This is a genomic window from Microbacterium sp. Se63.02b (assembly GCF_014171575.1).
Taxonomy (GTDB): domain Bacteria; phylum Actinomycetota; class Actinomycetes; order Actinomycetales; family Microbacteriaceae; genus Microbacterium.
In genome coordinates, this window is sequence record NZ_CP050453.1 from 68460 (window position 1) to 83799 (window position 15340).

General features: G+C 68.1%; 11 protein-coding genes. 4 read left to right on the plus strand and 7 right to left on the minus strand.

What is annotated here, in order from left to right; all coding sequences use genetic code 11:
- Positions 1–4: 4 nt before the first annotated feature.
- From G4G29_RS00375 to G4G29_RS00395, 4 genes are all read right to left on the minus strand, one after another.
- The gene (locus G4G29_RS00375; RefSeq protein ID WP_183151436.1) at positions 5–2665 is read right to left on the minus strand and encodes a penicillin acylase family protein; all 2661 of its coding nucleotides are present in this window, start codon (positions 2663–2665) and stop codon (positions 5–7) included.
- A 128-nt stretch (positions 2666–2793) separates the two neighbouring features.
- Positions 2794–4629 carry a YhgE/Pip family protein gene (locus tag G4G29_RS00380; protein WP_183151437.1) on the minus strand — a complete coding sequence of 612 codons (1836 nt, stop codon included), beginning with the start codon at positions 4627–4629 and terminating at the stop codon, positions 2794–2796.
- On the minus strand, positions 4626–5066 hold the full coding sequence (locus tag G4G29_RS00385) for a hypothetical protein (RefSeq protein ID WP_183151438.1): 441 nt from the start codon (positions 5064–5066) through the stop codon (positions 4626–4628). Before G4G29_RS00385 ends, G4G29_RS00380 begins: the two co-directional genes overlap by 4 nt.
- Before the next feature lie 509 nt (positions 5067–5575).
- The gene (locus tag G4G29_RS00395) at positions 5576–6112 is read right to left on the minus strand and encodes a helix-turn-helix domain-containing protein (protein WP_345941135.1); all 537 of its coding nucleotides are present in this window, start codon (positions 6110–6112) and stop codon (positions 5576–5578) included.
- A 209-nt stretch (positions 6113–6321) separates the two neighbouring features.
- On the opposite strand from G4G29_RS00395, the gene G4G29_RS00400 reads away from it, so the two are divergent.
- Positions 6322–7041, plus strand: a complete 720-nt coding sequence (locus tag G4G29_RS00400) for a GntR family transcriptional regulator (RefSeq protein WP_244632277.1) — start codon at positions 6322–6324, stop codon at positions 7039–7041.
- A gap of 24 nt (positions 7042–7065) precedes the next feature.
- Here G4G29_RS00400 and argG read toward each other — a convergent pair whose 3' ends face one another.
- Together argG and G4G29_RS00410 are read right to left on the minus strand one after the other, a co-directional pair.
- On the minus strand, positions 7066–8511 hold the full coding sequence (argG, locus tag G4G29_RS00405) for an argininosuccinate synthase (RefSeq protein WP_183151440.1): 1446 nt from the start codon (positions 8509–8511) through the stop codon (positions 7066–7068).
- Between the two features lie 455 nt (positions 8512–8966).
- Complete coding sequence (locus tag G4G29_RS00410) at positions 8967–9197, minus strand: AbrB/MazE/SpoVT family DNA-binding domain-containing protein (RefSeq protein WP_244632278.1); 231 nt, start codon at positions 9195–9197, stop codon at positions 8967–8969.
- Positions 9198–9439: 242 nt separating this feature from the next.
- Here G4G29_RS00410 and G4G29_RS00415 point away from each other — a divergent pair, with 242 nt between their 5' ends.
- Positions 9440–10117 (plus strand): hypothetical protein, encoded by a 678-nt coding sequence (locus tag G4G29_RS00415; RefSeq protein ID WP_244632279.1) that lies wholly within the window; start codon positions 9440–9442, stop codon positions 10115–10117.
- Here the strand turns inward: G4G29_RS00415 and G4G29_RS00420 are convergent, their stop codons facing one another.
- A complete protein-coding gene (locus G4G29_RS00420; protein ID WP_183151442.1) occupies positions 10118–10507 on the minus strand; it encodes a pyridoxamine 5'-phosphate oxidase family protein in 390 nt (129 codons plus the stop codon).
- 220 nt (positions 10508–10727) lie between these two features.
- Between G4G29_RS00420 and G4G29_RS00425 the strand changes: the two genes are divergently transcribed.
- Entirely contained in the window at positions 10728–12893 is a 2166-nt protein-coding gene (locus tag G4G29_RS00425; RefSeq protein WP_183151443.1) for an RICIN domain-containing protein, read from the plus strand.
- Positions 12894–13167: 274 nt separating this feature from the next.
- Positions 13168–15297: an RICIN domain-containing protein gene (locus tag G4G29_RS00430; protein ID WP_183151444.1), complete on the plus strand. Its 2130-nt coding sequence runs from the start codon at positions 13168–13170 to the stop codon at positions 15295–15297.
- Positions 15298–15340: the final 43 nt, after the last annotated feature.

The window sequence follows — 15340 nt, forward strand, 5'->3', positions numbered from 1 at the left end:
CGTGTCAGTCGCCGGGGGCCAGCACGAGGGTGTCGACGGTCGCGGCCTGCACGGCCTTCTCCGAGTATGCCCAGGGCTTCTGGAGTCCGGCCGCCCAGTCGGCAGTCTGGTCGGTGTAGTGCTCGTGGAAGGCGTGGCCGGACGCGCCGGTGAGGTGGTTCCACGTCGAGGCGTCGAAGTCTGCCAGGTCGATGACCATGCGCATCGAGGGCACCGTGGTCGTGGCGTACGAGACCCCGAGCTCCCACCCTGTGGCATTCACGACCGATGCTCCACCGCCGACCGGGTACGGGCCGCGGTTGAAGAGGGCTTCGATGGGGGCGATGCCGGATGAGCCGAGCGTGTCACTCGTGAGGGTGATGGCGTGGAGGTCGCCCCAGTTCCACCGCGCGACCACGTCTCCCTGCAGCGCCGAGAGCTCGTCGTAGGCTTCCTCCGCCGACAGCGTCAGCATGGCCTCCATGCCGTCGACCTCGAGAGTCGGGTTGCTCCACAGCGGGTCCGAGGGGTCGTCGAGCATGGCTCCGACCACGGTGAACAGGCGTCCCTGTCCGTCGATCGGCAGAGGCTGCTCGCGCTCGGCGAAGATGTTCTGCACGAGGGTGGACCACAGCACGTTCGCGTACGCCGCAGCGGGCGAGCTCGCCGAGTTCTGCGCATCCCATGACCGCAGGAGTTCGACGGCCTCCGTGGGTCCCGCGCCGGACACGTCGATGTCGCCCATGGCGGCGGCGAGCTGGGTGCCGATCCACATCTCCTCGTCCATCTGGATGTCGCGCATGTCCTGCGCGGTCAATGGGGCTGCGGCCGCTCGCCGTTCGATGAGGTCGGTGATGCGGGCTGCACGGTACCCGTAGTCCCAGTCGCGGGAGAGGAAGTAGGAGTAGTCGTCGGTCACGATCGCGTTGTTCGCGGTGACGATGTACCCCGACCTCGGGTTGTACGACACGGGGAGTTCCTCGAACGGGATGAAGCCCGTCCAGTCGTAGCTGCTGTCCCACCCCGGCTGCGGCATCCATCCGTCGCCGGCTCCGCGGATCGGCAGGCGGCCGGGGGTCTGGTAGCCGATGTTGCCCTCGGTGTCGGCGTAGATGAGGTTCTGCGCCGGGACGTCGAAGAGCGACGCGGCGTAGCGGAAGTCCTCGAAGTCCTGTGCCGTCGACAAGGCGAAGATCGCGGTGGCTGTCGTGCCGGGGTCGAGCGCCGTCCAGCGCAGGCTGACCGCGGTCTCGGCGTCGCCGTCGGGATCGGGCAGGGTCGCGGGAGCCCCGGTCGCCTCTTCCAGTGCGGGGCCAGGATCCTCGGCGATCGCGGTGAAGTCGTCCGTGAGGCCGGAGATGATGGGCCCGTGCACGGTCGAGCGGATCGTGAGGTCGATGTCGTCGCCGCCTGCGACCTTGATCGTCTCGGTGCGCGTCTCGAGGGGGACGAGGGCGCCGTCTCGCCAGTACTCGTCGCCGACGACGCGTTCGACGTACAGGTCGGTGACGTCGGTGGTGAGGTTCGTGAAGCCCCAGGCGACGTGCTGGTTGTGCCCGATCACGATGCCGGGGAGCCCGGAGAACGAGAACCCGCCGACGTCGAACGGGCAGTCCTCGTCCACGGTCGAGCACTTCAGTTGCACCTGGTACCAGACCGAGGGCAGCGAGGCGCCGAGGTGCGGGTCGTTCGCGAGCAGCGGCATGCCGCTCTCGGTCAGGTCCCCGGAGACCACCCAGGAGTTCGAGCCGATACCCTCCCCGATGTCGCCGACGAGTTCGCTCGCCGCCTCGATGACGCCAGAGGTCTGGGTCCATTCCACGGTCGTCGTCGCCTGCTGGATCTCTCCGTCGTCCGCCGAGGAGGTGTACGCGGCGGGCTCCGCGTCGGTGTCGAGGGCCGGCACGGTCGAGATCTTCGGGACGATCACCGGGTTCTCGTCGAACGGATAGTCGGGGTAGAGCTTGGCGAGCACAGCCGCGGTGTCGACGTCGACGTCGACGTCGTCGCCGTCGCCAAGCTCAGCGGCGAGGAGCGATCGCTCGGTCTCGTCTTCGATGTTCCCTCGCAGGTCCCAGGCCATCGCCTTCAGCCATGCCACCGAGTCGGCGGGCTCCCAGGGCTCGGGGGCGTACTCCGGATTCTGTATGCCGAGTACCGCATATTCCAGCGAGAGCTCTGCACCGGAACGGCTGGCGAGGTAGGCGTTGACGCCGTCGGCGTAGGCCTCGTAGTACCCGCGGGTGGTCTCGTCCATCGCCTCGACCTCGGCTTCGGCGACGGCGCGCCAACCGAGGGTGCGGAGGAAGGCATCCGTCGCCGCCTGCGACTCGCCGAACATCTCCGCGACGCGGCCGGCTGTGACGTGACGGCGGAAGTCCATCTCGAAGAACCGGTCCTGGGCGTGCACGAACCCCTCGGCATAGAACAGGTCGTCGGTGGAGTCGGCGGTGATCGTGGGGATGCCGCGGTCGTCCCGCTGCACGGTGACCTCGGCCTGGAGCCCGTCGAGCTCCAGCGTTCCCGCGGTCTGCGGGAACGAGCGCTGGATCGTCCAGGTGACGAAGAAGGCTGCCGCGACGGCGATCACGATGATCCCCGCGACGACCAGGAACGCGATGCGTCCGATGCGGACGCCCAGGGAACGGCGCGAGGGTACGGCAGACGCCGTCGAATCGGTCATCATCGTCGAGAACTCTTTCGGGTAGACAGGTGGAACTCAGTCCCACCGAGCCCCAGTGCGCGTGTCAGGGGCGCGCCTTCGCATCATATCCCCCTGCCCGCCGCGGAGTGTTCCACGGCGGGCAGGGACGGTCACCCGATGAGGCTCGGCTGCAGATCGCGGAGCGTGCGTCGATGGGTCATCCGCGTCACGCCGATCATGGCGAGAAGCAGCGCCCCGAGCAGCCAGGCGCCGAGGACCGCGAGGTCCCAGCCGGCGCGTGCGTAGTCTCCGCCGTACATGAGCTGCCGCATCGCATCGACCACATAGCCCAGTGGCAGGACATGGTGCAGTGCGGCGAGCGGCGCCGGGAGGGTCTGCCAGGGGAACGTGCCCCCGGCTGTGACGAGCTGCAGCACCATGAGCACGAGCCCCAGGAACTGGCCCACCGAACCCAGCCACACGTTGAGCGCGAGGATGATCGCCGCGAAGGTCGCGGAGGCGAACACCATCACCCCGAGGGTGCCGAGGGGGTGGTCGAAAGTGAAGCCGAGCGTGATCGCCAGGATGCCCATGAGGCCGAGCATCTGCACGGCGCCGAGCATGGCGGGTGTCAGCCAGCCGGCCAGCGTGATGCGTATGGGGGAGTGCAGCGCGGTGATGGCGCGGCGTGAGATCGGCTTCACGATCAGGAACAGTGCGTAGATGCCGATCCACGCGGACAGCGCGGCGAAGAATGGCGCGAGACCTGCACCGTAGTCCTCGGCCGACGCGACCTTGTCGCTCGAGACCTTGACCGGATCCGCGATCGTGTCGGCCTGCAGGGTGCGCAGCTCCGGCGTGGAGGCGGGTATCGCTTCGACGCCGTCGGACAGCCCGTCACGCAGCTCCGTCGTTCCTGAGGCGAGCGTGGCGAGGCCGTCGCGCAGTTGTGCGGCCCCGTCGTTCGCCGCGGATGCGCCCGTGGCGACGGTACCGGCGCCGGAGGCGAGGTCGCTGGCGCCGGAGGCGAGGGACGCGGCGCCGGCTGCGAGCTGGTCGACCTTTCCGACCGCGTTCTGCACCTGCGTGTTCCCCTCCTGCAGGCGTGCGCCGAGAGGGTCGAGCCTGGCCAGCACCTGGTCGACCTCCTCGGGCGTGAGGCCCTGCTCGGTGAGGGCGTCCGCGATGTCGGTGCGCACCTGGGGCAGGGCGTTCGCGGCCTCTTGCACCGCCGCTCCTGCACGGTCGGCGACGTCGGCGAGCTGCCTGTTGCCCGCGCTGACCTGCTGCGCCCCGTTCGCGAGCGTCTGCGCACCGGATGCCAGCTGTGCGGTGCCGTCGGCCAGTTTCGCCGTGCCTTCGGCGAGGGTCGTGCTGCCCGAAGCGGCCGTGCCCGCTCCGTCGGCGAGCTGGGTCGCACCGTCGGTCGCGGTGACGAGGCTGTCGCGCACGTCGCTGAGTCCCGTGAGCAGTCGCTCTGCGGCCTCGCTGCCGACCATCTCGGCGACCGAGCTGCGGATCTTCTCCACCGCCTGCGTCCCCATCGACGACGCGAGGTAGTTGTTGGCGTCGTTGGTCTCGAGTTCGATGCGCGCCTGATGAGGGTCGTCGCCGGCGGCAGAGGTGAGTGCCGCCGAGAAGTCGACCGGGATCGTCACGGTGAAGTCGACCGTACCCGTGCGCAGCGCCTCGGCCGCCTCGTCGGCCGTCATCCGCTGCCAGTCGAAGGCGTTGCCGTCGATGAGGTTCTCGGCGACATCCTCCCCGTAGTTCACGGTGTCACCCGTCGCGGGTTCCGTGCCGGTGGTCGGTGCCGGCGCACCGTCGTCATCGACGACCAGAGCGACCGGCACCTCGGGGAACTTCGCGTACGGGTCCTGGTTCGCCCACAGGTAGAGGCCGCCGTACAGGATCGGCACGCAGATCAGGGCGACCAGGGCGAGGATGCCCATCCTGCTCGCGGTGAGCCGCCGAAGCTCGGCGGCGATCATGGCGGGAACCTTCATCGCGCCTCTCCGTTCTCCTGCGTCGTGACGTCGGACTCCGCTTCGGGTTCGGGTAGTGGTTCGGTCTCCGTCTCGGTCTCCGGCTCGGTCTCCGGCTCGGTGTCGGGTTCCGGAATCGCTCCGGGTTCCTGCTCGGGCTCGGGTTCCTGCTCGGGCTCGGGCTCCTGCTCCGGTTCGGGTGCAGCCTCAGTTTCGGGTTCCCCGAGGACCAGAGGTTCGACGGGCCCTGAGGCATTGATCGCCTCGAACTCGTGCATCCGCTCGAGGGCGACGGCGGCGGACCCGCCGATGATCACGAGCATCGCGTAGCCGCGGTCCGCGAACTCACCGGCGATGCGCCACCAGCCGTCGGGGCTTCCTCCGTGTCGATCGGGCGACACGAGCACCACGCCGTCGACCCCGTCGCGCAGCACGGCGAGTTCGCACAGGATGCGCACGCGTGCCGCCGGATCGATGGTGCCGATCGGCGCGGAGGCGAGCTCGCTGAAGCCCAGTTGTGCGAGCCAGCGTCGCGCGTGCAGGGGTGGCGCCGACGCCGGCGAACATGAGCTCCTCGCCCACGACGCCCGCGAGGGTGATGTCGGGGTGGGGATCGCTCACATCCGGCGCGTCGACCAGTGCGACGCGGCGACGCAGCGCCTTCGCGTCCGATGTCCCATCGATGCTGACCCTCCCGGAATCCGGGCGCATCCGGCCGGACGCGATCAGACCGAGCACCGTCGGGCGCTGCTCGGTCTCGGCGAGTGCGAAGCGCACGGCGCCGGTGTGGAACTCGAGCGACGTCGACGGGAGGGCCTGCCCGCCGCGACCCTTGCTCACATCCTGCAGGGCGATCTTCATGCGTTGGCCTCCCTGTCGGCGTCGGCTGTCGCGACGACGGTGGTGTCGATGTCGGGGTGTGATGCCAGGAGGGTGTCGGCTTCGCGCCAGGAGAGCCCGGCGATGCTCAGCACCGTGCGGACGGCGAGGTCGGCGGCCCCGTGCTCGTCGCATCCGTCCGTGACACGACCGTGCGGGCCATCTCCTCGATCAGCCGAGCGAGGGTGGGCGCGGCGAGGTCGGTGCGGAAGCTGCCGTCTTCCTGCCCGCGTCGCACGAGCGCGGCGACCGTGCGACGCAGCGGGGCGAGCGCCGCGGCGGTGTGCTCCACATGCGACTCGTCGAGTGCGAGTGCCGCGGCCACCTGCACGTGCGCCGCCTCCTGCCAGAGCCGTGCGGCGAGACGGGCGAGGGCGATCCGGGCGTCGGCGTCGTCCACGGATTCGGCGATCGCGTTGAAGCGCTGGGCTCCCGCAGAGATGAGTTCGCGGATCAGTGCATCACGGTCGTCGAAGTGTCCGTAGAGCGTGCGACGCGAGAGGCCGGCATTGCGGGCGATGGCGTCGATGGAGGCATGCGGATCGACGGCGAGGGCCGCGCGCGCGGCGGAGAGGATCCCGGCGCGGTTCTCCACCGCGTCGCGGCGGGGTGCACGAGTGGTCATCCTTCGATGATAATTATCATGCACATGATTGTGCAAGATCACACTGCACTCTCTCAGCATCGATTGTTCAGTGCCCATTGAGAGAGCTGTGTTATGTTACGCGTTGCGCGACGTAAGGCAATGGGGGGCGTCGCTCCCGCGAGCGCACAGGAGACCGTGAACGTCGGTCTCTGAGGGTGGGGAACCGCTGTGGTCGAGGAGGGTGCGAATTGTCAGGTATCGATGGCGCGTTGGAGCGCACGACGGTGAGCGAAGACGTCTATCGGCGTTTGAGAGATGCGATCGTGAACGGCGAGCTGCGGCCGGGTCAGCGCATTCGGGACTACGAGCTGGCGGAGGATCTGGGAACGTCCAAGACGCCCGTCCGTCACGCTCTGGCGCGCCTCGCCGAACTGGGGCTCGTCGAGATGCAGCGCAACCGGTACACGCGGGTCGCGCCGCTCGACATCGATCACATCCGCGACGCCGTCGCGATGTTCGGTGACATCTGGATCGGCTCGGTGCGTCACGCGATGCCTCTGCTTCAGGAAGACGACGTCGCCTATCTCATCGACCTGACGGACGACATGACCGCGGCGATCACCGAGCGTGACGTCGCGGCCTTCAGCGGAGCCCTTCGTGCAGTCGTCGTCGGCTTCGCGCGCATCGAGGGGAACTCCACGCGCGTCGGCGCGATCGAGGTGCTCGGCCCGCAGATCAGGCGGTTCACGCAGCAGGCGCGCGGCGCCTTCGACTGGCTGGGCATCGAACGCGCCACGGCCGAGGTCCGCGAGGCGATCCGGCAGCGCGATGCCGCGGTGACGCGCTCGGCCATCGTGAGGCTCTTCGACGACGTGCTGCCGGCGATCATCGACCGGGCGGCCGAGCAGACGAACTCGGATGAATCGCAGCCGGGGCACATGCGCCCTGCCTACGCTCGCGAAGCCTGACCCGTCCGCCGACTGCCCGTGAGGTCAGTCGGTGCCGGAGTCGAAGGCGGCGCCCTCGGATGCTGTGTCGAGGGCGTCCGCCAGAGACTCATCGGCCTCCGAGACCGAGCCGTGGACCGACTCGGTGATCTCGGCGGACTCGCCTGCGGTCACGCGTCCGACGAGTTCGCCCGTCGCGCCGCCGACCAGACCGAGTCCCGCGTACTGCTCCAGGCGTGCACGCGAGTCGGAGATGTCGAGGTTGCGCATGGTGAGCTGGCCGATGCGGTCGACCGGACCGAACGCCGCATCGCCGACGCGCTCCATCGACAGCTTCTCGGGGCCGTATGAGAGGTTCGGCGAGACGGTGTCGAGGATGGTCCAGTCGTCGCCGCGCCGCAGACGGATCGTCACGGTGCCGGAGATCGTGAGGCCGACCCAGCGCTGGATCGACTCGCGCAGCATGAGCGACTGCGGCTCGAGCCAGCGGCCCTCGTACATCAAGCGCCCGAGGCGGCGGCCCTGCTCGTGGTATGTCGCGAGCGTGTCTTCGTTCAGGATGCCGTTGACGAGGCGCTCGTAGGCGATGAAGAGCAGCGCCATGGCCGGAGCCTCGTAGATGCCGCGCGACTTCGCCTCGATGATGCGGTTCTCGATCTGGTCGCTCATGCCGAGGCCGTGGCGTCCGCCGATCGTGTTCGCCTCCATCACGAGCGCGACCGGGTCGCTGTACTCGACGCCGTTGATCGCGACAGGGCGCCCGGCCTCGAACGTGACCGTGACGTCTTCGGTCTCGATGGCCACGGAGGGGTCCCAGAATTTGACGCCCATGATGGGGTCGACGGTTTCGAGGGAGACGTCGAGGTGTTCGAGCGTCTTCGCCTCGTGCGTCGCGCCCCAGATGTTCGCGTCGGTGGAGTATGCCTTCTCTGCCGAGTCGCGGTACGGGAAGTCGCGGGCGACGAGCCAGTCGCTCATCTCCTTGCGGCCGCCCAGCTCGGTGACGAAGTCGGCGTCGAGCCACGGCTTGTAGATGCGCAGACGAGGGTTCGCGAGCAGGCCGTAGCGGTAGAACCGCTCGATGTCGTTGCCCTTGTAGGTGGAGCCGTCGCCCCAGATGTCGACGCCGTCCTCCTTCATGGCGCGCACCAGCAGCGTGCCGGTGACGGCGCGACCGAGAGGTGTCGTGTTGAAGTAGGTCTTGCCGCCGGAGCGGATGTGGAAGGCGCCGCAGGAGAGGGCGACGAGGCCCTCTTCGACCAGGGCGGTCTTGCAGTCGATCAGGCGGGAGGCCTCGGCACCGTACTCCAGCGCGCGGCCGGGGATCGAGGCGATGTCGTCTTCGTCGTACTGACCGAGGTCGCCGGTGTAGGTGAAGGGCACGGCACCCTTCTCGCGCATCCACGCGACGGCGACGGAGGTGTCGAGTCCTCCGGAGAAGGCGATGCCGACGCGCTCGCCGACGGGAAGGGACTGGAGGACCTTGGACATGCTCTCCAGTCTATCGGCGGGCGGCGTGTCGCCCCGTGCCGCGTGACGAGCGGGGCTCACACCACGTGGGCATCGACCTGCAGTGCTGCGTAGGTGCCGATCGCTCGGCGGTCGCACGTCACGAGAGGGATGTCGGCCTCGCGGGCGGCGAGGCCGACGAGTCCGTCGTAGACCGCCCCGCCGGATATCCCGGCCTCCGAGAGGGTTCGACCGCGCTCAACGCCGCGGCGGAGGAAAGTGCAACCGATGACGGGAATGCCCTCTCGATGATCTCGACCGCGCGGGCCGGCGTGACCCGCGCGGCGCCGGGCATGCGAGTGAGAACCGAGTACGTCTCGAAGGCCGCGTGGCCGGCCAGGCCGAGTCGGAGATCCTTCGTGCGGAGGCGAACCTGCTCATGGGCGGGGTTCATGTCGTGGATCAGCGCGAGGGCAGCGCTGGTGTCGAGGAGGAGATCAGCGCTGGTCGGCAAGTCGCAACTCCCGGACGTCGTCGACCGTGAGCACGGGCCCTCCGGTGATGACGAGACGCCCATCCTTCTCGATGACGTTGTCCGGCGCTTCGATCTCGATCCGGATGCCGTTGCCGTCGAGGATGAGGTCGACCGGCCCGGGGACCAGGCCTACGCGCTCGCGGAGCTGCGCGGGGATGACGATCCTTCCTGCCTTGTCCATGGTTGCCTTCATGCCATCACGCTACCATTCCAAGGGCAGGATGCCATCTCTCCTCGATGCTTCATATCGGCTCCGACAGGGGAAGCCGTCCGAAGCGGAGCAGCGCTGCGGGCGAAGCGGGGTGCCGCCCGAGACACGTCGACCGAGCGCGACACGTCGCGGTCGTCGCCGCCGACGCGGCCGCAGGAGAGCACGAGGTGGGAGAGTAGGGCCCACGGAGGTGCGATTTGGGCGATGCGATCCTATGGGGTGCCGTGGCTGCGGCGCCGCTCTTCCTCGGTGCGCTGCTTGCCCTGGTGCGGAAGTGGCCGCCGAAATGGCTGGGCATCGTGCTGGGATTCGGTGCGGGCGCGCTGATGGCATCCATCGCTTTCGAGTTGTGGGAGGAAGGTCTGGATCTCGCCGGCCCGATCCCGTTGGTGGCCGGAGTGGCGGCGGGGGCGATCAGCTACTACATCGCCGATCGCATCCTCGATGCCCGTGCGGCCAAGACGACACGGAGCGCGGGCGGCGGACAGCTCGCGGTGGGGGCCCTGCTCGACGGGATTCCCGAGCAGCTGGTGCTCGGCATCGGCCTGGCTTCGGGAGAACCCGTGAGCGTCGCCCTCGTCGTGGCCATCCTCGTCTCGAACCTGCCCGAGTCCATCGGCTCGGCGGCCGACCTGCTCGAGGGAGGCATGGCGAAGTCGCGCGTGCTCCTCCTGTGGGCGGCGGTCGCCGTGGTCTGCACCGCAGCGACGGTCGGCGGGTTCGCGCTCGCCAGCGTGACCGGCGACGACTTCCGCTCTGCCGCGAGCGGTTTCGCGGCCGGCGCGCTCCTCGTCATGCTCGTCGACTCGATGGTCCCCGAGGCGCAGTCGAAAGCCAAGGAGTCGACGGGCCTTGCGACGGTGCTCGGCTTCGCGCTCGCCGCAGGTCTCGCGCTGGCCTGATCAGTCCCGCCGGACGACACGTCCTTCGATGCTCTCGATCTGGAAGATCAGCGCGACGTCGCGATCACCGCCGGCCCAGGGATTGACCCTGGCGCTGACGGCGGCTGCCTGGTCTTCGGGGGCGCGTGACAGAGAGCCGTGCATCAGCACGCTCCATGCTGTGGCGCCGAGGGGATCGTGATAGTCGACTTCGAACGAGACATCCACGGCGTCGGGGGCGAGCGAACCCAGCAGCCCGTCGCCGGTGGTGCGAAAGAGCAGCGTGCGCCCGGAGACGGCGAAGTTCACCGGATAGATCTGCACCCGCCCGTCGGCCACGAACCCGACTCTGCCCACCGTGGTCGTGCTCAACATCTCATAGGACTGCTGCTCATCGAGAACTCGGATCATCGCGCATCCTTCCGTGTGGCGCCCAGTGTACGCAGGTCGAGACAAAAGTCCCCATCCGAGGCGATCAGTCCACTGCTAGCGTGTTACGTGTTGCAGGTTAATCGGCTTGTGATGGGGATTCGTGGTTGTACGCCGAGCGTGTCATGGGGGGCTTTCTCGGCTCGGACTGCACTGCGATGCGTGTCGGCCCGACGTCGGCACACAGTACTGGGAGTAGGAAATGGGTAAAGACTCCGCGCGGAAGCGCGCCCGGAAGGCGGCCGTCGGTGCCGTCGTCGGGGCTTTGATAGTGGCCGGACTGGCCTCGTTGGGTGGTGCGGCGGCGGAGGCGGATGTCTCGCCGTCCGTGCCGCCCATGTTGCAGCGTGACGGCAACGTCGCGACGGCGGATCCGATTCCGACGGTGCAGATCGACAACGGCTACGTCTGGGCGCAGACCACCATCGGATCGACGGTGTACGCGGGCGGACGGTTCGACAACGCCCGAGAGCCCGGCGCAGCGCCCGGAACCGCGCTGACAGGTCGCTCGAACCTGCTGGCGTACGACATCAACACGGGTGCGCTGTTGCCGTTCGCTCCGCAGGTGAACGGTGTGATCAGGGCCGTGACGGCGTCGCCGGACGGGAGCCGCATCTATATCGGCGGCTCGTTCAGCTCGGTGAACGGGCAGGAGCGCAACAACATCGCGGTCATCAACGCACAGACCGGCGAGCTGGTTCCGGGTGTCGTGCCCTCGATCGGTGGTTCGGGCGTGTTCGCGCTGGCGACGTCGGGACCGACCATCTACGCAGGTGGCCTGTTCACGCAGGCGAACGGAGTAGGGCGGCGGAACCTCGCGGCGTTCGACACCTCGAGCGGCGCGGTGCTGAACTGGGCGCCGCAGACCGACCTGCAGGTCGACGCGATGGTGATGGATCCGGCAGGCAACAATGTCATCGCCGGTGGGCGCTTCTCGCAGGTGAACGGCGACCTGTCCATGCGCGGTTCCGCCGCGCTCGACAAGAACACGGGCGCGTTGGATACCGCCTGGGCGTTGCCGAGGACTGTCAAGAACGGTGCGGCGACGGGTACGTACGCCGGCAAGGCCGGCATCTTCAGCCTCACCGCCGACTCCACCGCCGTGTACGGCACCGGGTGGGTGCAGGCCAATGTCGCGACGGGCAACCTGGAGGGGACGTTCGCGGCCGAGGCGGGCACCGGGCAGGTGCGTTGGATCGCGGATTGCCTGGGCGACCACTACGGCGTGTATTCGACCGGCAAGGTGGTCTACACCACGAGTCACATGCACTCGTGCCCCACGATGGGTCAGCATTCAGAGCAGAACCCGACGCGTTACACCTACGCGGAGGCGTACACCGCCGATGCTCGCGGGACGCTGGGGACGCAGCCGAGAACTCCCGACTACGCGAACTGGGCGGGTACTCCTTCACCGTCGGCATACGTCTGGACGCCCGACTGGTCAGTCGGTGTGACCTCGGGCCTGGGGCAGGCCGGTCTGTCGATCACGGGCACTGGGAACATGATCTCGATCGGTGGCGAGTTCCGGTCGGTGAACAACGGGCAGTTCGAAGGGCTCGTGCGCTTCTCGACCACTCCTCCCGGAGGGGCGAAGCAGGGCCCCCGCGTCTCGGGTGCCAGCTGGACCGGCTCCGCGACTCGTCCTGATGCGAACGCCGACAGCGTGACCGTCAACATCCCTGCGAACTGGGACCGCGACGACCTGGCGCTCTACTACGAGCTCTATCGCGTGGGCGGAACGACCCCTGTCGCGACGGCTGCGGCCTCGACCACCTGGTGGAACCGACCGAACATCCAGCTCGTCGACTCGACGCCCTCCGGTGGCCAGCAGCAGACCTACACGGTCGTCGCGAAGGATGGCAACGGCAACACGGCTTCGAGTGCCGCGATCACCGGTCCCGCCCCGGGTGTGGGCGGCGGAGGAGACCCGGGCACGCCCGTGGACCACTCCTTCGTGACGAAGCTGATCGTCTCACGACTCAGCGGCAAGGCGATCGGAGCACCCTACGCCAACTCCGTTCCTTTCGCGCAGACGATCTCCCTCAACCGGTCGATGCAGTGGTGGACGGTCTGGCGAGCTGACGGGTCTCTCCAGCTGAGGAGCCCCTTGTATGCGACATGCCTGGGGGTTTCCGGGGGGAGCGTCGACGAGGGTGCACAGATCGTCCAGTCGTCGTGTGCGGATCCGTCCAACACTGTCTGGAACGTGAGGGACATCGGCAACGGCGATGTGCAGCTCGTCGCCGCGCATTCCGGCAAGTGCCTCACCCTGGCGAACGGGAACACGGCGGAGGGCGCGACCTACGTGCAGGCCTCGTGTGATGCGGCGAACTCGTACTCGCGTATGTACCTGCGGCCTCCTGGCTGAGTGAGCGACACGGAGCCGGCCCCGGGGATACCGGGGCCGGCTTTCGTGTTCCCGCCGAGCTGCTCGCCGCTGGAACGAGTTCGCCGCTGGCGGGAGCGATACCTCGTGATGCCTTCGTCGCACTCTGCTAGCGTGTTACACGTTGCAGGTCGATATGTCTGCGATGGGGATTCGTGAAACCGAGAGTCGTGCCGTGTGAGGGGAGACGCATCGGCGCGGCGGGGGCAGCGATGCGTGCCGGCCCGATGTCGGCAGCCAATACTGGGAGTAAGAAATGGGTAAGAGTTTCGCGCGGAAGCGCGCCCGGAAGGCGGCCGTCGGTGCCGTCGTCGGGGCTTTGATAGTGGCCGGCCTGGCCTCGTTGGGTGGTGCGGCGGAGGCGGCTGTCTCGCCGGACGTCCCGCCGATGCTGCAGCGCGACAGCAATGTCGTTTCCGCGGATCCGATTCCGACGGTGCAGATCGACAACGGCTACGTCTGGGCGCAGACGACGATCGGATCGACGGTGTACGCGGTTGGAAAGTTCGACAACGCGCGGGAGCCGAAGGCAGCGCCCGGAACGGCATTGACGGCACGGTCGAACGTGCTCGCGTATGACATCAACACCGGCGCGTTGCTGCCGTTCGCCCCCAAGGTCAACGGTGTGATCAAGGCTGTGGCCGCGTCGCCCGACGGCACCCGGATCTACATCGGCGGCTCGTTCAACTCCGTGAACGGGCAGGAGCGCAACAACTTCGCGGCCATCAACGCACAGACCGGCGAGCTGGTTCCTGGAGTCGTCCCCTCCATCGGTGGTTCGGGCGTGTATGCCCTGACCACGGCCGGATCCACCGTGTACGCGGGCGGTCTGTTCACGCAGGCGAACGGCGTCGCGCGGAAGAACCTCGCCGCGTTCGACGCGTCAACGGGGGCGGTGCTGAGCTGGGCGCCACAGCCGGATCAGCAGGTCGACGCGATGGTGATCGACCCGGCAGGCACGAACGCCATCGTCGGAGGACGCTTCACCCACGTGAACGGCAGTGAAGTGGTCGGGTCGGCCGCGGTGAACATGTCGACAGGTGCGCTGGACACCTCCTGGTTGCTCTCCAAGACCGTGAAGGGCATCAACCTCACCACCGGGATCGGCGGCATCTTCAGTCTCGCGACGGACGCGACCGGCGTCTACGGTACCGGGTGGGGCAACTCGATCTTCGAGGGGACGTTCGCCGCAGAGCCTGGGACCGGCGCGATCCGTTGGGTCGCGGACTGCCACGGCGATCACTACGGGGTCTATTCGACAGGGAAGGTCGTGTACACCACGAGCCACATGCACGCCTGCGCGACGATGGGGCAGTTCACCGAGACGACTCCGCACGTGAACCAGTACGCGGAGGCATACACCGCTGACGCGCGGGGAACTCTCTCGCACAACCAGGTCGCTGGGTACACGGACTGGGCTGGTAACCCGGCACCGTCGGCGTATCAGTGGGCCCCGGACTGGGCCGTCGGCACGACCTCCGGGTTGGGCCAGGCTGGTCTCTCGATCACCGGCACTGGGAACATGATCTCGATCGGTGGCGAGTTCCGGTCGGTGAACAACGGCCAGTTCGAAGGGCTCGTGCGCTTCTCGACGACACCTCCTGGAGGGGCGAAGCAAGGCCCCCGCGTGTCTGGCGCCGATTGGACCGGCACCGCAGTGCGTCCCGATGCGAACGTCGACAGCACCACTGTCACCATTCCTGCCAACTGGGACCGCGACGACCTGGGGCTCTACTACGAGCTCTATCGCGCGGGCGGAACGACCCCTGTCGCGACGGCTGCGGCCTCGACCACACGGTGGAACCGGCCGAACATCCAGCTCGTCGACTCCACGTCCTCCGGCCATCAGCAGCTGTCGTACACGGTCGTCGCGAAGGATGGCAACGGCAACACGGCGACGAGCGCGGTCATCAACGGGCCCGCACCGTACACGGGCCCCGACCCGGTTCAGCAGACGTCCCGCGAGGTCCTGATCGTCTCGTCGGTCAGCGGGAAGGCGATGGGGGCGGTGGGCAATGACCTTCCGCCGGTCACGCAGCCGGTCACGCAGGATCGGACGCAGCAGTGGTGGGTCCTTCCGCAGGCCAACGGCACCGTTCAGGTGCGGAACGCGTACTACGGGACTCGCGGCGGGTGCCTCGGGGTGTCCGGCGCGAGTGTCGATGACGGCGCTCCGATCGTCACCACCGCCTGCACCAACCTGTCCAGCACTCTTTGGAACGTGAGAGACCTCGGTAACGGCCACAGCCAACTCGTGGCTGCCCACTCCGGCAAGTGCCTCGCGCTCGAGAACGGGAACATCGCAGACGGGACGAAGTTCGTGCAGGCTGCCTGCGACGCTCCGAACTCCAACTCTTCCGTAGACCTGCGCAACCTCGTGCTCTGAGAACACAGAAGGAGCACTATGGCCGGCCCCGGGGTGACCCGGG